This window comes from Bradyrhizobium sp. Leo170, from assembly GCF_004296405.1.
GTDB lineage: Bacteria > Pseudomonadota > Alphaproteobacteria > Rhizobiales > Xanthobacteraceae > Bradyrhizobium.
Map to the genome: position 1 here is coordinate 17980 of NZ_PSRR01000037.1, position 21614 is coordinate 39593.

Below are 21614 nucleotides of genomic sequence, written 5' to 3' on the forward strand. Positions count from 1 at the left end.
GTATGCGTATCGATCGAATGAAAAGGCTGCTCGCGGTCGGCGCGCTGCTCGCGTCCGCGGTTGCGCTTGGCGGCTGCTCCACGTCGATCGCGGATCTTCCCGGCGTCGGGGTGCCAGCCGATGCGCCGGCGCGTCCGAAGGAGGCCGGCGGCTATCTCCCAGTGCACGACATGCCGCCGGATCGTGAGGAGGCGCCGATGAAGCCGGCAGAGCAGGCCAAGATCGAGGCCGAGTTGAAGGCGGCCCGCGACCGCCAGGCTGCAGCCGCGCAGAACGCCGGTAAGTGACGGGGCGGAATCGCTGGCGCTGCCACCGCTACATGCTAAAAGAACCTCAATTCAACCGCATATCCGGTCGCCGAGCCCAGATTTTGCGTCTGGAAACGCTCTAAGTCATTGATTGGGCGTAATTTCCGGGCCAAACCGGGCTTGGTTGCGGCAAACCGCGCAAACGTCCGCGATTCTGCCGTGCCGGTCGTCGGAGCAAAGGTCCCATGGAAGAGTTCTATCGCATTCGCCGTCTGCCGCCTTACGTGTTCGAGAAGGTCAACCAGGCCAAGGCAGCCGCGCGCAATGCCGGGGCCGACATCATCGACATGGGCATGGGCAACCCGGACCTGCCGACGCCGCCCCATGTGATCGAGAAGGTGAAGGAAACCCTCGGCAAGCCGCGGACCGACCGCTATTCGGCCTCGCGCGGCATCAACGGTCTCCGCAAGGCGCAGGCTGCGTATTACGCGCGGCGGTTCGGCGTGAAGCTCAATCTGGACACCCAGGTGGTGGCGACGCTGGGCTCGAAGGAGGGCTTTGCCAATGTGGCGCAGGCGATCACCGCGCCCGGCGACGTCATCCTGTGCCCGAATCCGAGCTACCCGATCCATGCCTTCGGCTTCCTGATGGCGGGCGGGGTGATCCGCTCGGTGCCGTCGGAGCCGACGCCGCAATTCTTCGAGTCGGTGGAGCGCGCGATCATCCATTCGATCCCGAAACCGCTCGCGCTCGTGGTCTGCTATCCCTCCAACCCGACGGCCTATGTCGCCGATCTCGACTTCTACAAAGACCTCGTCGCCTTTGCGAAGAAGCACGAGATCTTCATCCTGTCGGATCTCGCTTACGCCGAAGTTTATTTCGACGACAACAATCCGCCGCCTTCGGTGCTACAGGTGCCGGGCGCGATGGACGTCACCGTCGAATTCACCTCGATGTCGAAGACCTATTCGATGGCCGGCTGGCGCATGGGCTTTGCGGTCGGCAATGAGCGTATCATCGCGGCGCTGGCGCGGGTGAAATCCTATCTCGATTACGGCGCCTTCACGCCGATCCAGGTGGCCGCGACCGCGGCGCTGAACGGGCCGGACGACTGTATCCGCGAGATGCGCGAGACCTATCGCCGGCGGCGTGACACGCTGGTGGAGGCGTTCGGCCGCGCCGGCTGGGATATCCCGCCGCCGCAAGCTTCGATGTTCGCCTGGGCGCCGCTGCCGAAAGCGTTCGAGGATGTCGGCAGCATGCAGTTCGCAACCCTCTTGGTGGAGAAGTCCGGCGTAGTGGTGTCGCCCGGCGTTGCCTTCGGCGAGCACGGCGAAGGCTTTGTCCGCATCGCAATGGTGGAAAACGAGCAACGCATTCGCCAGGCCGCGCGCGGTGTGCGCCGCTTCCTTGAAAGCGGCATCGAAACGTTGCACAACGTGGTTCCTCTCGCCAACCGGCGCTAGGCATGATCCCGAAAAGTGGAATCCGGTTTTCGGATCAGATCATGCTTAGGTCATAAAGTCCTCCGGCAGGTTTCTTCTCGATGGTCGCACCGCTGAAAGTGGGCATAGCGGGGCTCGGCACCGTTGGCGCCGAAGTCGTCCGCCTGATTGAGCAGCAGGGAGCCGCCTTGGCGGCGCGCAGCGGTCGCGGCGTGCGCGTCGTCGCGGTCACCGCGCGGTCGAAGGCGAAGAAGCGCGGGCTCGATTTGCGCGGTATCGACTGGGTCGAAAGCCCGCAGGCGCTGGCCGAGGATTCCAATGTCGACTGTTTCGTCGAGTTGATGGGCGGCGCCGATGATCCCGCCTTCTCGGCGATCGAGACCGCGCTCAAGGCCGGCAAGTCGGTGGTGACAGCCAACAAGGCGCTGATCGCCAAGCACGGGCTGAAGCTTGCCAAGGCCGCCGAGCAGAATGGTGGCGCACTGAATTACGAGGCCGCGGTCGGCGCGGCGATTCCCGTGATCAAGACGCTGCGCGAGGGGCTCTCCGGCACCAGCGTCAACCGCGTCTACGGCATCCTCAACGGCACCTGCAATTACATCCTGACGCGGATGGAGCATGAGGGATTGTCGTTTGAGGAATGTTTGAAGGATGCGCAGCGGCTCGGTTATGCCGAAGCCAATCCGTCCTTCGATGTCGACGGACACGACACCGCACAAAAGCTTGCGATCCTGGCGAGCCTCGCCTTCGGCACCAAGGTCGCGCAAACCGCTGTCTATGTCGAAGGCATTTCCTCGATCACGCCCGAAGACCTGCGTGCGGCGGAGGAACTCGGATATCGCGTCAAGCTGCTCGGCGTTGCGGTGCGAACCGCAAAGGGCATCGAGCAGCGCGTGCATCCGACCATGGTGCCGAAATCTTCGTCGATTGCCCAAGTGATGGGCGTCACCAACGCGGTGACGATCGACGGCGAGGGCATTCCGCCGATCACCCTGGTCGGGCCGGGGGCAGGCGGGGCGGCGACCGCGTCCGCCGTTGTTGCCGATATAGCCGACGTCGCGCGCGGCATCCGCGCAACGCCGTTCGGCCGGCCGGTCGACAGCCTACGCGCCACGACAAAGGCGCCGATGGAGCGCCATGAAGGCGGATATTACATCCGCCTTCTGGCCCGCGACCACGCCGGCACCGCCGCGACCATCGCAACGCGGCTCGCGGAACAGAAGATTTCGCTGGAATCGATCGTGCAGCGCCACCGCAATGGCGGTGATGTTAACGGTTCGGCCAAAAAAGCTTCACCGGTTCCGGTCATTCTGATTACCTATGCGACCAGTGAAGACGCGGTTCACCGGGCGCTCAAGGCCGTGCAGCGCGACAGGGTCATCAGTGGTCGCCCGCAGGTGATCCGAATTGAGAAAAATTAGTGTGCGATAGCGAACGCCCTCTACGTTAGATGATTGAATGCGGGCGAGGGGCCCGAAGGCTGAAGGAGTGCAGAGATGTCGACCCATATTTCCGTCCCGCCGCAACTCTTGCTCGAGCGCATTCTCACGCTCGAAATCGTGCGGGTAACGGAGCGGGCGGCGGTGTCGGCCGCGCGGCTGCGCGGCCACGGCGAGGAGAAGGCGGCCGACCAGGCCGCCGTCGACGCGATGCGCCGCGAACTCAACAAATTGCCGATCGAGGGCACCATCGTGATCGGCGAAGGCGAGCGCGATGAGGCGCCGATGCTGTTCATCGGCGAGAAAGTCGGACTCAATGCTGGGCCGAAGGTCGATATCGCCGTCGACCCGCTGGAAGGCACCACGCTCTGCGCGAAGAGCATGCCGGGCGCGATCGCCACGATGGCGATGGCCGATGGCGGCACGCTGCTGCACGCGCCCGACGTCTACATGGAAAAGATCGCGATCGGTCCGGGCTACGCCAAGAACGTGATCGAACTCGACGCGTCGCCGGCCGACAACATCCAGCGGCTCGCCAAGGCCAAGGGCGTGCCGGCATCGGCGATCACAGCGCTGGTGCTCGACCGTCCGCGCCATGCCGACATCATCGCGAGCATCCGCTCGACCGGCGCCGCCGTGCGCCTGATCACCGACGGCGACGTGGCCGGCGTGATCCACACCACCAACCCGGACGAAACCGGCGTCGACATCTACATGGGCACCGGCGGTGCGCCCGAGGGCGTGCTGGCCGCGGCAGCGCTGCGCTGCATCGGCGGCCAGATGCAGTGCCGCCTCATCCTCGACAGCGACGAGAAGCGCGAGCGCGCGCAGAAGATGGGCATCACCGATCCGAAGATGATCTACGGCATCGAGGACATGGCGCGTGGCGACTGTCTGTTCGCCGCCACCGGCGTCACCACGGGCTCATTGCTGACAGGCGTGAAGTTCAAGAAGGACACGATCGAGACCGAGACGGTGGTGATGCGCTCGGTCACCGGCACCGTGCGCTACATCAAGGCGGAGCACCGCCAGCTCGAGAAGTTCCATCTCGACTGAAGTGAGCCGTCATTCCGGGGAGCGCTGATGCGCGCCCCGGAATGACAAGAAAAACGGGAGGCGAGCATGGCCGATCTTTCGGCGGTGAAGGCGTTGGTGTTCGACGTGTTCGGCACCGTTGTCGACTGGCGCACCAGCCTGATCAACGACTTCACGAACTGGTCGAAGACGCGCGGCATCGAAGCCGACTGGACCGCCCTCGTTGACGGTTGGCGCGCGGTCTATGTCGCCTCGATGGATGAGGTGCGTAAACATCCCGAACACGGCTATGTCATCCTCGACGTGTTGCACCGCCGCTCGCTGGAGAAGCTGGTCGAGCAGCAGGGCATCAAGGGATTGACGGAAGCCGACCTGCAGTACCTGACGATGGGCTGGCACCGTCTGCATCCCTGGCCCGACAGCGTGGCGGGGCTGGCGCGGCTGAAGACGAAATACATCATCTCGCCGCTCTCGAACGGCAATGTCGCACTGCTGACCAACATGGCGAAGTTCGCAGGGCTCCCCTGGGACCTCATCATGTCGGCCGAACTGTTCGAGCACTACAAGCCCGATCCGGAAACCTATCTCGGCGCCGCGAAATTGTTGTGCCTGCCGCCGGAGCAGGTGATGATGGTGGCCGCGCATAACGGCGACCTCAAGCATGCGCAACAGAACGGCCTGAAGACTGCCTTTGTGGCGCGTCCGACCGAATACGGCCCGCTGCAGAAAGTCGACTTCGAAGCAACCGGCGACTGGGACATCGTCGCCAAGGACTTTGGCGCGATCGCCGATCGGATGGGCTGCTAGTTCGTCGCGAGAAGAACGCAGCGGAAAACCTAAGAGGAACCCGCCACGCAAAAGGTCCTCATCCTGAGGAGCGGCCTCAGGGCCGCGTCTCGAAGGATGGCCGCGGGTGACAGTGGGGCCTCATGGTTCTCCCGGCGATGCGAAGCATCGTCCGGAGATGCCGCGGTGCGGCTCCTCACCATGAGGGGCGCACAGCAACGCGCTGGGTTGCAGCACTCGTCTAGGAAGCCGCCCCGCAGAGAATGACGCCGTACCAGCCGAGACCCCTGTAGGTCTCGTAGCCCGGCGTGGCGTGGAAGGCGACCAATGCGCCGGAGCGGTCGTGGTAGAAGCCGCTGCGCTGGCCGCCCAGCGACAGCGAGACGTGCTCGGTCAGAAGGCCCTTGCCGTCGGACGCCGCGATCACCCGGAAATTGGAATCGATCAGCAGCACGCGCGCTTTGTCGGCGGCGCCGACGCGTACACCCTGGACGATGGCGCGCGCCTGCGGCTCCCAGTCGAAATGGATCGCGAGCACGCCTGTCGGTTTGCCATGGGCCTTGCCGCCTTCGCGGACGCTGGCGCAATAGGTCGCGACCTGGGCATTGCCGAGCAGCGGCTGGCACTCGACGTCGCCGGCGACATAATCGTCCCCCGAGCGCAGGTCGCGCGCCTGACGAAACCATTTTGTAGCCGCGACATTCTGGCCGATCACCTTGAAGCGATCGGCGCGCCCGTTGGCGAGCACATTGCCTTCGAGATCGCAAAGCCAGAGATCGAGATAGACGGTGTAGGCGGAAAGGATCACGCCAAGCCGCTCGGAAGCGTGTGCGACCACTGCCGGTTGCGGTGATGCGGCGCAGTCGACGACGGCGGAATCGGTCGCCCACCAGCGCACGTCGCAGGTGCGTTCATAGAGGTTGCGGTCGATCAGTTCGATCGCATTCAGCGAAAGGTCCACCATGCGCTCGCCGCGCGAGCGGTCGGTCATGCGCTCGATCGAGCTCATGAGACTGCCGGTGCGCCGCGTTAGTTGCGTCTCGAGTTCGCGCGCGATGGTCTCGACCTGCTGGCCGACGCCTCGCACTTCCTGCGCCACCACTGCAAAGCCGGCGCCTTGCGCACCGGCGCGCGAGCTCTCGATCAGCGCATTCAGCGCCAGCATTTTCATCTGGTTGGTGATCTTCTGGATCGACCTGGTCTTCTCGCAGGCGATCTGGTTGACCTCCGCGGTCAGCCGCGCGATCAGGGCCGAAATGTCGGATTCATCGTCGACGTCAGGTGAGACCGCCGATTCGCTCGCGATTGATTTCGCGCGCGGGAGCGCGATGGACATAGGCGGACTTCCCCTGCATTAAGCCTTTGACCGCTTCCTGCGGACGGAACGGAACCAAAAAAATCGCACATCAAACGTGCGTCCTTTTTCGGGGATTTCGGCTAACGTCGGCTTAATTTTCCGAAATTGCCACCTATGTGGGACTGCACTTTATTTCGGCACTCCGCTGTTTCCTGTCGTGAATCCCTCTCCTGACACCGCCCGGCGAAGGCGTCGACAACCCCTGCAAGCCAATTCCGCAACGTCCGCCTCCTGCGAAAAGCGGGCAAAACCGCCTGGTAACGCTTCGCGATCGCCCGCTCAGGGTCGAGGATGGCAGCACTGATTCGCTCTCATGCGAGCGCCACTCGTCGTCGGGATCGTTATGACGCTGCACACCGCCATCCTGCCTGTGGAGATGCCGCTGGCCTTTCTCGGCGTGGCGCGCTCGCTCACGGGCAAATTCTGGCGCGACCGTTTGGACGCGCGGGGAGCGGCGCGGGCGCTCGCGATCGCGCAGCGCCACCAACTGCCGGAAATGCTGGCGCGCGTGCTCGCGGGCCGCGACGTCGCGATCGATGACGTGCCGGATTTCCTCGATCCGACCATCCGCAAATTGATGCCGGATCCCTTCACCGTGACCGCGATGGAGGCGGCGGCAAGGCGGATCGCGGATGCGGCGGTGCGTAACGAGAAGGTCGCGATCTTCGGCGACTACGACGTCGACGGCGCAACCTCGGCGGCGCTGCTCACCTGGCACTTGCGGCATTGCGGGCTCGATCCGCTGATCCACATTCCCGACCGCCTGTTCGAGGGCTACGGCCCGAACACGGAGGCCGTGCGTGCGCTCGCCGCCAAGGGCGCGACGCTCCTCGTCACCGTCGATTGCGGCACCACGAGCCTGGAGCCGCTGGCGGAGGCGCGGCAGCTCGGCATGTCCGTGGTCGTCATCGATCACCATCAATGCGGCGAGGCGCTGCCCGAGGTCGACGCGCTGGTCAATCCGAACCGGCCCGACGATCTCTCCGGCCTTGGCCATCTCGCAGCCGTTGGTCTTGTGCTGGTGACGCTGGTTGCGGTGAACCGGGAATTGCGCCAGCGGGGCTTTTGGACGCCCGAATTGCCGGAGCCGGATCTGCTGGGCATGCTGCATCACGTCGCGCTCGGGACGGTGGCCGACGTCGCGCCGCTGATCGGGCTCAACCGCGCCCTCGTCGCCAAGGGGCTGATCGCGCTGCGCAGGCGCGACCATGTCGGGCATACCGCGCTGATGGATGTGGCCCGGCTCAACGGCCCGCCAGAGGCCTGGCATCTCGGCTTCATGCTGGGGCCGCGCATCAACGCGGGTGGGCGGATCGGGCGCGCCGATCTCGGCGTGCGGCTGCTCCTGGAAAGCGACCCCTCGGAGGCGGCGCGGATCGCGGCCGAGCTCGACCGCCTCAACAGCGAGCGGCGCGTCATCGAGCAGGCGGCTGAAGCGCAGGCCGAGGCGGAGGCGCTGGCCTCGCTCGGATTGGAGGACAAGGGCTCCGTCATCGTCACGGCCGCCGAGGGCTGGCATCCCGGCGTCGTCGGTCTCGTGGCCTCGCGCCTCAAAGAGAAATTCGGCAGGCCAGCCTTTGCCATTGCGCTTGAGCCTGGCGGCATCGGCACCGGCTCGGGCCGCTCGATCGGCGGCGTCGATCTCGGCAAGGCGGTGCGGCAGGCGGTGGCGGACGGCCTGCTGCTCAAGGGCGGCGGCCATGCGATGGCGGCGGGCATAACGCTGCGAAAGGAGAAGCTCGCCGAGTTCCGCGCCTATCTGGAAAGCGTGCTCGCGGCCGACGTCGCCAATTCGCGCCACGAGAACGAATTGTTCATCGACGGCGCGGTGAGCGCGCGCGCCGTAACGGTGGAATTTGCTGCGATGCTGAACCGCGCCGGCCCGTTCGGCGCCGGCAATCCGGAGCCGGTGATCGCGCTGCCGGCGCACCAGCTCGTCTATGCCGATGAAGTCGGGCAGGCGCATCTGCGGCTGCGCTTCAAATCCGGCGACGGCGCGATCGTGAACGGCATGGCTTTCCGTTCCGTCGGCCAAAAGCTCGGCAATGCGCTGATCCAGAATCGCGGCCAGCCGCTCCATGTCGCAGGCTCCCTTGCGATCGACCGTTGGCAAGGCACCGAACGTGTGCAATTGCGTGTGCTCGACGTCGCGGTCCCCGATCAGGGGCCTTCGGTGATCAGATAAGAAAACAGTCGGGGAGAGCACATGGCGGGACAGGTGGAAGGCAAGGTGGCGCTGGTCACCGGCGCGGCCTCGGGTATTGGCGCGGCGGTCGCGGAATTGCTGGCTCAGGAGGGGGCCACGGTCGTGGCGACCGATATCGACGAGCTCAGGGGACCGGAGCTCGTTGCCGGCATCAGCAAGGCCCGCGGCAAAGCGGTGTTTCTGCAACAGGACGTGACCAGCGAGGCACGCTGGGTGGAGATCATCTCGGAGATCGAGAAACGGTTCGGCCGGCTCGATGTGCTGGTCTCCAATGCCGGCATCGGCATCTCCGTGCCGTCGATCACCGACATGACGCTCGCCGACTGGCGCCGGCAGACCGCGATTAATCTCGACGGTGTTTTCCTCTCGGTGAAATATTCTCTGCCGCTGATGCGGAAGAGCGGCGGCGGATCCGTCATCATGATGTCCTCGCTTGCGGGCCTGCGCGGCGCGGCGGGCCTTGCCGGATACTCCGCGACCAAAGGCGGCGTGCGGCTGCTTGCGAAGTCTGTCGCGATGGAATGCGCCGCCATAGGTGACGGCATCCGCGTCAATTCGGTGCATCCCGGCATCATCGACACCCCGATCTGGGGCAAGATCCCGACGGAGGCGACGGGAAACCCCGCCAACGCGCCGATCGATCCGGAAGAGCGCGCGAAGCTCGCAACTCCGCTCGGCCGCGCCGGCCAGGCGGCGGAGATCGCCAGCGGCGTGCTGTATCTGGCCTCGGATGCGTCGCGCTACGTGACGGGAACTGAGCTCGTCATCGACGGCGGGATGAATGCAGGTGCCGTCGCGCGCAGGGCGTGACAGCAGTCAATCCCTCTCGTCATTCCGGGATGCGCCGAAGGCGTAGGCCCGGAATCCATTGGGCAGCGGTCGCGAGGGGAGAAATGGATTCCGGGCTCGATGCTTTGCATCGCCCCGGAATGACGACCTGGTGACGACACACGCTACGGACCCTGCCGCAACCGCGCCAGTACCTTCAGTCCGCCGTAACCGTCGGCGGGCAACAGGGCCATCTTGGTCTGATAATCCCGGATCGCCTTCATGGTGTCGTTGCCGACGCGGCCGTCGGTGCCGCCGGTGTCGAAGCCGGCCTTGGTCAGCCGGGTCTGCATTTCCTGCACCTCAGCAAGCGTCAGTGCGCGCTCGGAGCCGGGGAAGGGATGGATGAAGGGCGGCGCGCCGAGAATGCGGTCGCCGAGATGGCAGATCGCCAGCGCGTAGTTCATCGAGGGGTTGTAGCTGCGCACGGCATAGAAATTCGGACCCAGCAGGAAGGCGGGGCCGCCCGCGACCGGTATCCAGAGTTGCGCCGATGCATTCGGCTGCGGGAACGGCTGGCCGTCGGCGCGGGTCACGCCGGCGCTGGCCCACGCCGCGTAGGTGCGGCTGCCGCTCATGCTGCCATTGGCGCGTACTTCATAGCCCCAATGTTGGCCGCGGTGATATTTGCCGCGGTTGACGAGGTATTTCGCGGTTGATCCGAGTGCGTCGTCCGGCCGGCCGAATGGCGAGACCTTGCCATCGCCGTCATAGTCGAAGCCGACATTGAGCCACACTTCCGGCATCCATTGCGAATGCCCCATGGCGCCGGCCCAGGAGCCGCGCATCTCCTCCGGTGTGCTCCAGCCGCGATCGACGATCCTGAGCGCGTTGATCAACTCGGTCTCCCAATAGGCCTTGCGACGCGGCTCGTTCCAGGCGAGCGCGGCAAGTGCAGGGAATACCGGCTTCATGTGGTTCCGCTGCACCAGCGGATCGCCGTAAGCGGATTCAACGCCCCACAACGCCAGCAGCGTGCCGCGCTCGACGCCAAAATCCTTCTCGATCCGCGCGAACAGCGCCTCGTTCTTCTTGAGCGCCTCGCGCCCATTGATGATGCGCCAGTCGGAGACGCGACGGTTGATGTACTGCCAGATCTGCTCGTTGAATTCCGGCTGCTTCTGCATCTGCCGGAACACGCTCATGTCGGGCTCGATGCGGCCCATCACGCGCGTCCAGGTGGCCGCCGAGATTCCCTTGGCGAGCGCGCGGGCGCGAAAATTGTCGCGCCATTGGTCGAAGCCGGGTGGTGCTGCGGCAAGCGCTGAGAACGGGCCAGCCAGCAGGGTGCCAGCCGCGATGCTGCCTTGCAGGAAAGCCCGGCGGGCAGGGGATTTCAAAGAATCAATCTGCTTCATGCTGCCAATCTAGCGACGCCATCAAAGTACACAAAAAGTCACATCGCCGCGGGAACCTAGCTATCCTGCAGCTCTGTGGCGATTTTGGACAGCCAGCGCCGCACGATCAGTTCCGCCTTGGGGGGCAGCCCTTTAGCCAGCCGCCGGTCCACGGCATGGGCGTGACGCCGGCATTTTTCCAGGAGTGCTGTTCCGCGCCTGGTCAGCGTCCACTGCAGGACGCGGCCGTGAACCGGGTGCGGTGTCTTCCGGATCGCGCCGTCGCGCTCGAGATTGCGGATGATGACGCCGACGGTCTGCGGCGTCAGCAGGGCCACCCGCGCGAGATCGGCACCGGACAGCCCGGGATAGGCCCGCAGCATCGTCAGCACGACGAATTGCGGCGGGGTGACCCCGAGCGCTCCCAGCGTGCGTTCCATTGTCAGCCGGGTCGCAGCCTGCGCCTGCCGCAGGAGATAAGCGAGGTAGCCTTGCTCGCCGCGTTTGCCCTGGCCGGGCGGCGGCGGACGGGGCGTCGCGACCGTCAGATTTTCCGCCGCGTGCGTTTTCCTATTCCGAGCGGGATTTTTCGATTTTCCGCCTTTTGACGTCTTGCGAACCGTGACCGATTTCTTGCCGGTGTACCGAGCCTTGCGCGACATATCAGTGCTCTTACAATGTATCAGTATACTGATAACATGAGGCGAAACCGATGTCACACGCGAGAGCCGAATACGCTGACTTTCAGAAACTCGCACCCGAAGTCTACGAGGCCGTGCGGGCGCTGGGCCAGATGGCGGCCAAGGCCGGGCTCGACAAACAGTTGCTTGAACTGGTCAAGCTGCGCGCCTCGCAGATCAACGGCTGCGCCTTTTGTGTGCAGTTTCATGTCCTGCAGGCAGAGAGCCTCGGCATATCCGCCGACAAGCTCAATCTCGTCGTGGTTTGGCGCGAGGCTCCGCAATTCTCAAGCCGCGAGCGCGCCGCGCTGGCCTGGACCGAAGCGCTGACGACGCTGGGCGACGGCGTGAGCGACGAGGTTTATGCTGAGGCGCGCGCGGAATTCTCCGAGCAGGAACTGAACTATCTCACCTCGGCGATCGCAGCGATCAACGTCTGGAACAGGTATGGCGTCGCCTATCGCTGGACGCCGCCGGCACGGAAGCCGCCCGCAGTCGGCGCAGCCGCGTCGTGAATCCGGAAGGCAAAGGGGGCGAATAACGTCTTTCTCCAAAGGAGAACAACATGGCATCGATGCTGGCGACAACTCCTTTCGCACCGACGCGGCCGATCTCGCTCGCGGTCATTGCCGGTCTTGCCTGTGCCCTGGTCACCGCAAAGACATTGCCGGCGATGATGGACACGTTATCCGGCGCCATCGCGCCGCTTTGCGCGAATGCCGCCGAGGGATCGCCGCTCGACAAGGTCGAGCCGATCGGCTCGTACGCTCTGCCAAACGTGCCGGGCAAACGTGTCACCATCGTGCGCGTGTTCTACGGCCCCGGAGGTTTCACGCGCGCGCATCGGCATGCTGGCTCGGTGACGGCCTACATCACCAAGGGCGAAATCCGCTCGCAGCTCGGCGGCGGACCGCTTGAGACGTTCAAGGTCGGCCAGTCCTTCTTCGAGCCGCCGGGCTCGACGCACCTGGTCTCAGCCAATGCGAGCAATACGGAGCCCGCGGAATTGATTGCTGTGTTCGTGGCCGACGAGGGCGCGGAGCTCACGACGTTTCTCGAGTAGTGCGGTTCGGCGGGTTTGTAAACGCGTCGCGGCGGACGCGCTAGATTCCGGCGCGCGCCAGTGGATCGCGGCCGAACCGATTGTCTCCGTATCCTCCGGGAAAGAAGCTCAGAAAGGCAACGATCAGCAGATATGGAATAGACACGCTGATGTTGATCGCGCTGGCAACAAGTGGAATGGCGAGAAGGGTCAGCAGCCACCATCCGGAGACATTCAGATCGTGCAACCGTTTCGCCAATATGGCGATGAGCGGCCACAGAACGATCAGCAGCGCCAGCCGGACCGAGCCGTCATACGGCGGATTGACATCGGGTGAGACGTAATACCGGACCAGCAGAATGTAGACCAAGACAATCCCGAGAAAGCCGAGTCGGAATTCCTGCCGGCTGATCCGGCCGTTCGGCGACAGAAAATACCAGGCGAAGGTCGAGAACATGCGCGATCGTGGTTTCACTTGAGTTTTGCTGCCCACCATACATTGCAGGCACTTAACGATCGCGGAATCGACTTCGGAGATTTAGCTCCTTTCCGTCAATCGCCTGGTCGGCAATCAGTTGCCGCCACCTTCCTGCGGATCGAGACGTTGGATCACGTCTTCCGGCTGCGCGTGCGCCACCGCGGCTGCCGCGGGCGGTTCGGGGCCGATCTCGCGGCCGCGGCCGCGGATCAGGCGTTCGTAGGCTGAGACCAGCGTGGTGTAGGGATTGACCCAGAGCCAGCCGTCGCGCGTGAACACCTGCACGTCGAAATGCAGGTGGCGCGTGGTGCCGTTGGGATGATCGAGATAATTCGAGACCACGCCGATCTTTTCGCCCTCCGTGACGCGGCGTCCGTTGAGAAGGCTGTCCGCATCCATCGCCGACGGGTTCATATGCATATATCGGAAGCGAATATGTTCGGTCTGGGTGTTGACCTGCAGCGTCGCCCCCTGTTGGCCCCGTGAACGGATCACGACGCCATCGCGCACGGCAACGATCGCTTGCCGCTTGGGATCGCAGGACTCCCCGCTTTCGCTGTTGGGCGGGCAGGCGCCCGGGCGGATATCCTGCCCCTGGTGGCCAAAGCCGTTGGCGCACTGGCCGACTTCGAAGCTGCGCGCCTCGCAAAAACTGTCCTGCCAGGGATATTGGTCGCGCGCCTGCCGAACGATTGCGAATGGACGAAGGCCGGCGCCTTCGCCAAAGGAAAGCGGATCTGCGAATACGCGGTCAGATCGGTGCGGCCACCCTGCTTGTGGTAACCGCTGTTGGCGACGATGTCGCCGCTCGGCCGATAGGTGAACTCGGGTGAAACGGCTGCCGGCCGCTCGGCGCTCACGGAGGCGATGTCCCGCCGCAGCCGCGAGGGTTGGCCGCCGGCGACGCGTAGCGCCTTCAGGAAACGCGCGGCGACCGCATAGGCTTCGCGGCAGGCCAGTCGCCGCAGCCGCGGCGTGCTATCGAGGCAGTGGATCGAGACCACATAGGGCACGCCGAAGCGGGTGAAGGCGTAGCGCACATAGCCTTCGCGGATGATGCGTCGGATATCAGGGTATTGCGCCGAAAGCGATTTGACCGGTTCGGCTCTGCCGCCGAGCCGATCGTTGAGATCATAGAGGAGCAGCGAGCCGGTGATATGCACCTCGACCGGTCTTGCGAAAGTCCGCTCCGGCATCCCGTTGCCTGCTCCCGGCTCGAGTGCGAACATCGCATCATAACCGGCGGCTCCTGCATGGAAGAGATCGGCCGGACGGAAGTCCGCCTGATAGCGCGACACCGACAAGCTCTCCGGCGTGCCGCTCTGCCGCGCTTCGAGATAGCTTGCGGTGTCGAACGGCAGGAGCACCGGGATCGGGCTGCGGCCGATGCCGGGGAATAGCTGCGAGGTGATCGCGTTCAATTGCACCAGCGCGGGCCGTGAGCGCGGATCGTACGAAGGCACGCGGCGCTGGCTCGCAAAGGTGAAGTTTGCGGCGATCGAAGGCTGGGTATTGATCTCCGCGCGGAGCTGATCGAGCACCGCGCGCCATTCGACGCGCACGGCCGAGATCGAAGGGGTACGGAATTCGTCGGCAGAAGCGGCGAAGGGGCTGGCGAGGAGCGACGCGAAAGCTGCCAGCCAAGGTGCGACGAAGCGGACAGCTTTCACTTTCAACGCGTCGTCCCCCGGCGCGGCACCCCCTTAGCTCGATCGGCTAATCCTTCGCGCGTTCGACATAGGAGCCGTCTTCGGTCATCACCACGATACGCGTGCCGGTCGAGATATGCGGCGGCACAGCGGTGCGGATGCCGTTCGAGAGCATTGCGGGCTTGTAGGAGGACGAGGCGGTCTGGCCCTTCGTCACCGGCTCGGTCTCGACGACCTCGAGGGTGGCGCGCTGCGGCAATTGGATCGCGACCGGATTGCCATCATGCATCGAGAGCTTCACGGTCATGTTTTCCTGCAGATACGGCGCGGACGACCCGACGATGTCCTTTGGAACCTGGACCTGGTCGTAGGTCTCGCCATTCATGAAGTGGAAGCCGTCGGCGTCCTCATAGAGGTAATTGAAGTTGCGATCCTCAACCGTTGCCTTCTCGACCTGGTCGGTGGTCTTGTAGCGTTCGGAGACCTTCACGCCGTCGCCGATGCGACGCATTTCGATCTGGCTGACCGGGGTTCCCTTGCCGGGATGGATGTTTTCGGCGGAAAGGACAACGTAAAGCTTGCCATCCTGCTCGATGATGTTGCCCTTGCGGATGGAACTGGCGATGACTCTCAAAGTGGTTTTCCTGAATGGTTCGGCCGCCGGCTCGGCTCGGCTGATGCGCTCGGCGGCCTCGCGGCAGTTTCGGGCTGCAACATACTGATTTGCCCCCGAGATGCCAGCCTTTTGCGGCCGGTTTCGGCAGGTTGCTGACAGGTGTGGCGTCCTCTGGCGGCTGTCAACCGTGCGAACCGCGAGCCGGAACGTGGTCCAGCCCCGCCATGTGGACAACGCATTCGCCGTCGGGCATCAAGGGGGCGCCGCTTGTCGATGGAAATCTAGTGATTTCAATGGTCTTTATCGATTTTCTCAACCTGTTGATGGACAATCCGACGCATCACGTGAAGCGTCCTTTAGCGGGAGCGCAGCCATGAGTGGCGTCGACCGCCCGTCGCCCTGGTGGAATCCAGCTCGGCACGCCGACAGAAAGCCGTTTCTCGAGGCGCGCAGCGCCGTGACCAAGGCGGTGCGGGCCTGGTTCGAGGGGCGAGGATTTTCGGAGGTCGAGACCGGCATCCTGCAGGTTTCGCCCGGCAATGAGACCCATCTGCATGCGCCGCGCACGGAGTTGACGCGGGCCGATGGAAGCCGGGTGCCGCGCTACTTGCGGACATCACCCGAGTTCGCCTGCAAGAAGCTGCTCGCCGCAGGCGAAACCAAGATCTTCGAGTTCGCGCGCGTGTTCCGCGACCGCGAACGCGGTGACCTCCATTTGCCCGAGTTCACCATGCTGGAATGGTACCGCGCCAATGATGACATCGACGCCGTGATAGCCGATACCCTCCTTGTTATCGCTGAGGCCGCACATGCGACCGGCATCCGGCGCTTCTCGTTCCGCGGCAAGACCGCAGAGGTCGGTGGGGTGCCTGAACTGCTGACGGTTGCGTCCGCCTTTGAGCGCTTTGCCGGCATCGATCTTCTGGCCACCATCGTTGACGGCGAGGGTGACCGTGGGGCGCTTGCGGATGCAGCCCAGGAACGGATACGGATCGCCGAGGATGACACCTGGTCGGATATTTTCAGCAAGGTTCTGGTCGAGCACGTCGAGCCGCATCTTGGGCGGGGGCGCCTGACTGTGCTGTCCGACTATCCGATCCCGGAAGCGGCGCTGGCGCGCGCGAAACCGTCCGACCCGCGCATGGCCGAGCGCTTCGAGGTCTATGCTTGCGGCGTCGAACTCGCTAACGGATTCGGTGAATTGACCGATGCCGCCGAGCAGCGCCGACGTTTCGCCGGGGCCATGGACGAGAAGGAGCGCCGCTATGGCGAGCGTTACCCACTGGATGAGGATTTTCTCGCCGCCGTCGGCGAGATGCCCGAGGCGAGCGGCGTGGCGCTCGGCTTCGACCGGCTGGTGATGCTGGCAAGCGGCGCGCTGCGGATCGACCAGGTGGTGTGGACGCCGCCGGCAGGAGAGACATGAACCGGATCGACCGAAAGCTGACCGCAACGTTGCGCCAGCCCGCCGAACTGATCGAGCGCGGCCTTGCGCCAGAGGCAGCACTTGCCGATCTCGAGCAGGTCGCCGCGCGCTATGCGATCGCGGTGACGCCTGATATTGCGGCGCTGATCGAGCCGGACGATCCCAACGATCCGATCGCGCGGCAGTTCATTCCCGCCGCGGACGAACTCGTGACGCAAGTGGGCGAGAACGCTGATCCGATCGGCGACGATGCGCATTCGCCTGTTCCCGGCATCGTGCACCGCTATCCGGACCGGGTGCTGTTCAAGCTCGTCCATGTCTGCGCGGTCTATTGCCGGTTCTGCTTCCGCCGCGAGATGGTCGGGCCGGGCAAGGCGACCGCGTTGTCGGAGGATGCCTATCGCGACGCGCTTTCCTATACCCGCTCGCGACCGGAGATCTGGGAGGTGATCCTGACCGGCGGCGATCCATTGATGCTGTCGCCGCGGCGGCTCGCCGAGATCATGGCCGACATCGCTGCCATCGATCACGTCAAGATCATTCGCCTGCACACGCGCGTGCCGGTGGCCGATCCGGCCCGCGTCAGTCCGGAGATGGTCCGCGCGCTGCGTGTGGAGGGCGCCACGACCTGGGTTGCGATCCACGCCAATCATCCGCGCGAACTGACGCCCGAAGCGCGCGCCGCCTGCGCGCGGCTGGCGGATGCCGGCATTCCCCTGGTGAGCCAGACCGTGCTGCTCAAGGGCGTCAACGATGATACCGCCACGTTGGAGGCTTTGATGCGGGCCTTCGTCGAATGCCGGATCAAGCCCTATTACCTGCACCACGGCGATCTTGCGCCCGGCACCGCGCATCTGCGCACGACCATCGAAGACGGGCAGGAACTGATGCGATCGTTGCGGGGCCGCGTCTCGGGCCTGTGCCAGCCCGATTACGTGCTCGACATTCCCGGCGGCCATGGCAAGGCGCCGATCGGGCCTCGCTATTTGTCGCAGGACAATCCCTCACAACGTGAAGGAGTTAATGAAACACGCTACCGTGTCGTCGATTATTGCGGTGACGTGCATCTCTATCCACCTAAGGTGTGATCGAAGATGCACGAATATCGACGTGCCCGAACGGGCGCGATAGAGTGTGTTGAGAGGCAGGAGAATCAGGATGCGGAAAACAATCTTGTCGATGGCACTTGTGACCCTGATCGGTGCGCCTGCCTTTGCGCAGGGCGGAACCACGACAGTGCCGAAAACCGGTCCCGAGACCAGGCCGATTCCGGAAGCGCCGATCGGCCACCGTCAGCCGCGCCGCGGCGAGGTGCCGAGCGAGAACAATATCAACGACCCGAACAATCCGGTGAACAAGGAAGACGCCGCCCTTGATCGCAAGATCAAGAGCATCTGCAGGGGTTGCTGAGGCGACCGCCGGGCGCTGCGACGCCCAGCGGCTCGGAGCAGGCGTCTAGGCCAGCCGTTCCCGGACATCGCGGCGCTCTGCCTTGCGGCGTGCCTCGACCGCATCGGCGAGCACGTTGAGCGAGGAGACCGTCGTCTCCCAATCGATGCAGCCATCGGTGATGCTCTGCCCGTAGGTGAGCGCGACCCCCGGCACAACGTCCTGCCGCCCGGCGACCAGGTTGCTCTCGATCATCGCGCCCATGATGCGCATCTCGCCGCCGGAAACCTGGCCGGCGATGTCGGCGACGACCAGCGGCTGGTTCTCCGGCTTCTTGTTGCTGTTGGCGTGGCTGGCGTCGATCATCATACGGTGGTTGACGCCTGAGCGCGCCAGCTCTGCCGCGGCGGCATCGACGCTTGCCGCATCATAGTTCGGCGCGCGGCCGCCGCGCAGGATGATGTGGCAGTCCTCGTTGCCGCTGGTCGCCGCGATCGCCGAGCGCCCGCCCTTCGTGACCGCCATGAAATGGTGCGGGTAGGAGGCCGACTTCACGGCGTCGGCGGCGATACGCACATCGCCGTCGGTACCGTTCTTGAAGCCGACGGGGCAGGACAGCCCGGAGGCAAGCTCACGGTGGATCTGGCTCTCCGTGGTGCGCGCGCCGATCGCGGCCCAGCTCACGAGATCGGCGATGTATTGCGGCGTCGTCATATCAAGGAATTCGCTGCCGGCGGGCAGGCCGAGATTGTTGACGGCGGAGAGCACGCTGCGGGCAAGCCGCAGGCCCTTGTTGATGTCGAAACTGCCCTCGAGGTTGGGATCGTTGATCAGCCCCTTCCATCCGACGATGGTGCGCGGCTTCTCGAAATAGACCCGCATCACGATCTCGAGCCGGTCAGAGAGCTGCTCGCGCAAGGTGGCGAGGCGCTCGGCGTAATCGATGGCCGCTTCGGGATCGTGGACGGAGCAGGGGCCGACGACGACCAGGAGGCGGTCGTCCTTGCCGTTCAGGATGGCGTGGATGGCGTTGCGCGCCGCCATCACCACCCGCGTCGCCGTCAAGGTGCGCGGGACCTCGCGCATCACCTCTTCGGGCGTACTGAGCTCTTTCAGTTCTCTAATTCGAAGATCGTCAGTGGTACTCAACACGGCGGGCTCCTTTGATTTTTGAACCTGCCGGCCAACAAAAAAGCCGCCAGGTCTGGCGGCTGTTCGGACGTCTTGCTGCAATTTCACTAAATTGAGCGCGATCCTCCCGCCGCCAGCGAGCTGTCGTAGCTAAAGTACCAAAAATAGCTGGTGGCGGCGTTGATCATGGCTGGCTCTATAGCGGATGGATGCGGCCTTGTCACCTCCAAAGATTCAGTTCTGATTCAATCAGAACCGAATCTTTAGTTTCTTGTTTTGACGCGTTTTCTTCACGCGAACCGGTATCCACTTCGCTCGAAAACGCTCTAAATCACGGGTCGGTGCTGTGGGCGGCGAGCGCCATGCCGATCAGGCTGGCCCCGCCGAACAACAGATTGAGGCCAACCAGGAGCCCAAGCGCCCATTCCGCCGAGCCGGGCAGTCCGGCGACGATGATGAAGGCGATCAGGATGTCCATCAGTCCCGCGATCAAGAGCCACGACCAGCGCCCGGTCAATTCGCGCCGGTGCTCCAGCGCATACATGATGGTGGCGACGCCTTCGGCAACGAAATAGGCCCCGACCACGATGGTCAGCGTCAGCACGCCCTGCATCGGCCGCGCCAGCAGGATCAGGCCGGCGAGCACGGCGAGCGCCGCCGAGATCAGCGACCACCAGAAGCCCGGCATCTCGCGCGCCCAGTAGGTGACGATCAATCCGCCGATGCCTGAGATCAGGAACAACCAGCCGAGGAAGATGGTCACGGCGAGGCTCGCGAAGGCCGGCACGATCAACGCGGCGAGGCCAAGAACCGCGAGCAGGATGCCTTCGAACAGGAAGGCCTTCCAATGCGCCTTCACCGTGGCGTTGACTTCGGACTGCAACTTGTCGAGGTTGTCTGGAAGGGTCATCGCAGCGCTCCCGGCAGGTGCCTAATTGCACGAGCGATCCTAGAGCATATCCGGTTCTGATTATATCAGATTAGCCCGGCCCCGGCGCCGACGAAAAGCCCTCCGATGTCGTGCGAATTCGATTTCGCCCGAAGATGTAGATCGCAGTGGTCGCGATCAGCAGCGCTATGCCGATCACGATGGAGATCGCGGCGAGCGAGACCAGGATCGCTGCCGGATTGTGCTCGGGATTGATCAGCCAGCGACGGATCGACGCCAGGACGAAGGCCAGCCCCAGAAAGCCGGCACCGCTGCCGAGGACGAGCACGGCCCACATCCGCCGCAACTGGCTCAGCCGTTCACGCGCGAGCGCGGTGCGCGGGGCATGATGGCGGCCGACCCGGTAGATCAGGCGGATGGCGAAGCCGATCGAGCTGAACCCGATCAGGACGCTCGCCGAGCCCAGGATCATCCGCAGCGTAGAGCCGAGATCGCCACCCCGCTGCAGGGTCAGGAGCGGGAAGTCGAACGCGGCATGCAGCAGGACCGGGGCGACCAGCACCATGGCCCAGCTCGAAAACCGTGCCCAGGCGCGGTTCTTGCGGTGTGCGCCGAGCGCGGTGCCGGAGCGCGCGATCGCGACATAGGCGCCGGCGATGATGCCGAGCGCGCCGTGAAACGGCACCGTGAGCACGCTGCGCAGCACGGCGAGCGCGCGCCACATCTCGGCGTGCTGGACCAGGTAGGCGAGGTTCTCGTAGGCGGCGAAACCGAGCCCTACGGCGGCGCCGTAGACCACCGGGTCCATCGGATCGGCGGAGGCGCGGCGCCGCGACGACACGGCGATGATCACCGCGATCTTCACGATCTCCTCAGGGAGAGCGACGCCGAACAGCGAGCGCACCACCAGCGTCATCCAGGGGTTTTCCGGTATCGCCAGCAATGCGTTGAACGGCGCCCGCACCAGCCCGAGCAGCGAGATGCTGGCCGCGCCAAGCACGAAAGCGAGCCAGACCTGCGCCGGCGGGCCCGGGCGCTCGTCGGCGGCGATGACGAGCCAGAGCATCAGAAGCGCCGGCGCAATGGCGGCGGCGCCGATGACGGTTGGGAGAGACTCGAGCAATAGCATCTGCGGGTAATCAAAACCGGGTACGACTAACGAAAATGGCCACAAAGCCGGCGCTTGGCAAGGCAACGTAACCGCTTTGCGATGGGTTCGGCGCGCCACATTCACGGCTTTTTGTCGCATTGCACGGTCGGTCATTCCCGGTGTCCCGGCCCCGAGCCGGGATCCTGCAGTCCGTAGCCCGTAGGATGGGTAGAGCGCAGCGTGCCCACCAATCAAGCACTCCGCTCGCGATGGTGGGCATGCTTCCGCTGGAGTCCGTTTAAGCGACCGTGCGTGAAGTCGCTTGCCCACCCTACGAGTCCCTCGCGCCTTGCACCGCTGTCATCGTCCGCGAAGGCGGACGATCCAGTATTCCAGAGGCGGCGGTGCTTGAGCCGAGAGGCTGCCGGATACTGGATGCCCCGCCTTCGCGGGGCATGACGGTGGAGTATGGTAAGGGACATGAGTCCGTATTCTCGCGGCGCGATGCGTCCGAGGTTTGCTTCACTTTCCACCCTCCTCGAT

At 64.5% G+C, this 21614-nt stretch carries 20 protein-coding genes and 1 pseudogene; 12 read left to right on the forward strand and 9 right to left on the reverse strand.

Going from position 1 to position 21614, the window contains the following annotated elements; translation table 11 throughout:
* The first annotated feature begins 2 nt into the window (after positions 1-2).
* The 5 genes from CWO89_RS09580 to CWO89_RS09600 all read left to right on the forward strand — a co-directional run bounded on the left by CWO89_RS09580 (position 3) and on the right by CWO89_RS09600 (position 4974).
* On the forward strand, positions 3-287 hold the full coding sequence (locus CWO89_RS09580) for a hypothetical protein (RefSeq protein ID WP_130578380.1): 285 nt from the start codon (positions 3-5) through the stop codon (positions 285-287).
* Positions 288-493: 206 nt separating this feature from the next.
* The gene (locus CWO89_RS09585; protein WP_130578381.1) at positions 494-1714 is read left to right on the forward strand and encodes an LL-diaminopimelate aminotransferase; all 1221 of its coding nucleotides are present in this window, start codon (positions 494-496) and stop codon (positions 1712-1714) included.
* 80 nt (positions 1715-1794) lie between these two features.
* Positions 1795-3114 carry a homoserine dehydrogenase gene (locus CWO89_RS09590; protein ID WP_130578382.1) on the forward strand — a complete coding sequence of 440 codons (1320 nt, stop codon included), beginning with the start codon at positions 1795-1797 and terminating at the stop codon, positions 3112-3114.
* 75 nt (positions 3115-3189) lie between these two features.
* Positions 3190-4188: a class II fructose-bisphosphatase gene (gene glpX, locus CWO89_RS09595; RefSeq protein ID WP_130578383.1), complete on the forward strand. Its 999-nt coding sequence runs from the start codon at positions 3190-3192 to the stop codon at positions 4186-4188.
* Positions 4189-4254: 66 nt separating this feature from the next.
* Positions 4255-4974: a haloacid dehalogenase type II gene (locus tag CWO89_RS09600; protein ID WP_130578384.1), complete on the forward strand. Its 720-nt coding sequence runs from the start codon at positions 4255-4257 to the stop codon at positions 4972-4974.
* Between the two features lie 220 nt (positions 4975-5194).
* Here the strand turns inward: CWO89_RS09600 and CWO89_RS09605 are convergent, their stop codons facing one another.
* A complete protein-coding gene (locus CWO89_RS09605; RefSeq protein ID WP_130578385.1) occupies positions 5195-6289 on the reverse strand; it encodes a methyl-accepting chemotaxis protein in 1095 nt (364 codons plus the stop codon).
* 364 nt (positions 6290-6653) lie between these two features.
* Here CWO89_RS09605 and recJ point away from each other — a divergent pair, with 364 nt between their 5' ends.
* Both recJ and CWO89_RS09615 read left to right on the forward strand, forming a co-directional pair.
* Positions 6654-8495 carry a single-stranded-DNA-specific exonuclease RecJ gene (recJ, locus tag CWO89_RS09610; protein WP_165421073.1) on the forward strand — a complete coding sequence of 614 codons (1842 nt, stop codon included), beginning with the start codon at positions 6654-6656 and terminating at the stop codon, positions 8493-8495.
* Between the two features lie 21 nt (positions 8496-8516).
* A complete protein-coding gene (locus CWO89_RS09615; protein ID WP_130578387.1) occupies positions 8517-9326 on the forward strand; it encodes an SDR family NAD(P)-dependent oxidoreductase in 810 nt (269 codons plus the stop codon).
* A gap of 143 nt (positions 9327-9469) precedes the next feature.
* Here CWO89_RS09615 and CWO89_RS09620 read toward each other — a convergent pair whose 3' ends face one another.
* A complete protein-coding gene (locus tag CWO89_RS09620) occupies positions 9470-10702 on the reverse strand; it encodes a lytic murein transglycosylase (protein WP_130578388.1) in 1233 nt (410 codons plus the stop codon).
* Between the two features lie 56 nt (positions 10703-10758).
* A complete protein-coding gene (locus tag CWO89_RS09625) occupies positions 10759-11343 on the reverse strand; it encodes a MarR family winged helix-turn-helix transcriptional regulator (protein ID WP_130578389.1) in 585 nt (194 codons plus the stop codon).
* Positions 11344-11393: 50 nt separating this feature from the next.
* On the opposite strand from CWO89_RS09625, the gene CWO89_RS09630 reads away from it, so the two are divergent.
* Positions 11394-11876 (forward strand): carboxymuconolactone decarboxylase family protein, encoded by a 483-nt coding sequence (locus CWO89_RS09630; protein ID WP_130578390.1) that lies wholly within the window; start codon positions 11394-11396, stop codon positions 11874-11876.
* 50 nt (positions 11877-11926) lie between these two features.
* Positions 11927-12424 (forward strand): cupin domain-containing protein, encoded by a 498-nt coding sequence (locus tag CWO89_RS09635; RefSeq protein WP_130578391.1) that lies wholly within the window; start codon positions 11927-11929, stop codon positions 12422-12424.
* Between the two features lie 40 nt (positions 12425-12464).
* On the opposite strand, the gene CWO89_RS09640 is transcribed toward CWO89_RS09635, so the two are convergent.
* From CWO89_RS09640 to efp, 3 genes and pseudogenes are all read right to left on the reverse strand, one after another.
* A complete protein-coding gene (locus CWO89_RS09640) occupies positions 12465-12899 on the reverse strand; it encodes a DUF805 domain-containing protein (RefSeq protein ID WP_130578392.1) in 435 nt (144 codons plus the stop codon).
* Between the two features lie 75 nt (positions 12900-12974).
* Positions 12975-14557 (reverse strand): annotated as a pseudogene (locus CWO89_RS09645) (peptidoglycan DD-metalloendopeptidase family protein).
* Between the two features lie 40 nt (positions 14558-14597).
* Entirely contained in the window at positions 14598-15164 is a 567-nt protein-coding gene (gene efp / locus CWO89_RS09650) for an elongation factor P (protein WP_130578393.1), read from the reverse strand.
* A gap of 355 nt (positions 15165-15519) precedes the next feature.
* Here efp and epmA point away from each other — a divergent pair, with 355 nt between their 5' ends.
* The 3 genes from epmA (at position 15520) to CWO89_RS09665 (ending at position 17982) form a co-directional block, all read left to right on the forward strand.
* A complete protein-coding gene (gene epmA / locus CWO89_RS09655; protein WP_130578394.1) occupies positions 15520-16572 on the forward strand; it encodes an EF-P lysine aminoacylase EpmA in 1053 nt (350 codons plus the stop codon).
* A complete protein-coding gene (locus tag CWO89_RS09660) occupies positions 16569-17660 on the forward strand; it encodes a lysine-2,3-aminomutase-like protein (RefSeq protein WP_130578395.1) in 1092 nt (363 codons plus the stop codon). The genes epmA and CWO89_RS09660 overlap by 4 nt, the downstream gene beginning before the upstream one ends.
* Positions 17661-17730: 70 nt before the next feature.
* A complete protein-coding gene (locus CWO89_RS09665; protein WP_130578396.1) occupies positions 17731-17982 on the forward strand; it encodes a hypothetical protein in 252 nt (83 codons plus the stop codon).
* A gap of 45 nt (positions 17983-18027) precedes the next feature.
* Here CWO89_RS09665 and CWO89_RS09670 read toward each other — a convergent pair whose 3' ends face one another.
* From CWO89_RS09670 to CWO89_RS09680, 3 genes are all read right to left on the reverse strand, one after another.
* Positions 18028-19113, reverse strand: a complete 1086-nt coding sequence (locus tag CWO89_RS09670; RefSeq protein ID WP_130578397.1) for a 3-deoxy-7-phosphoheptulonate synthase — start codon at positions 19111-19113, stop codon at positions 18028-18030.
* A gap of 310 nt (positions 19114-19423) precedes the next feature.
* Entirely contained in the window at positions 19424-20002 is a 579-nt protein-coding gene (locus CWO89_RS09675) for an HdeD family acid-resistance protein (protein WP_130578398.1), read from the reverse strand.
* A gap of 70 nt (positions 20003-20072) precedes the next feature.
* Positions 20073-21110 carry a PrsW family intramembrane metalloprotease gene (locus CWO89_RS09680; RefSeq protein ID WP_130578399.1) on the reverse strand — a complete coding sequence of 346 codons (1038 nt, stop codon included), beginning with the start codon at positions 21108-21110 and terminating at the stop codon, positions 20073-20075.
* Positions 21111-21614: the final 504 nt, after the last annotated feature.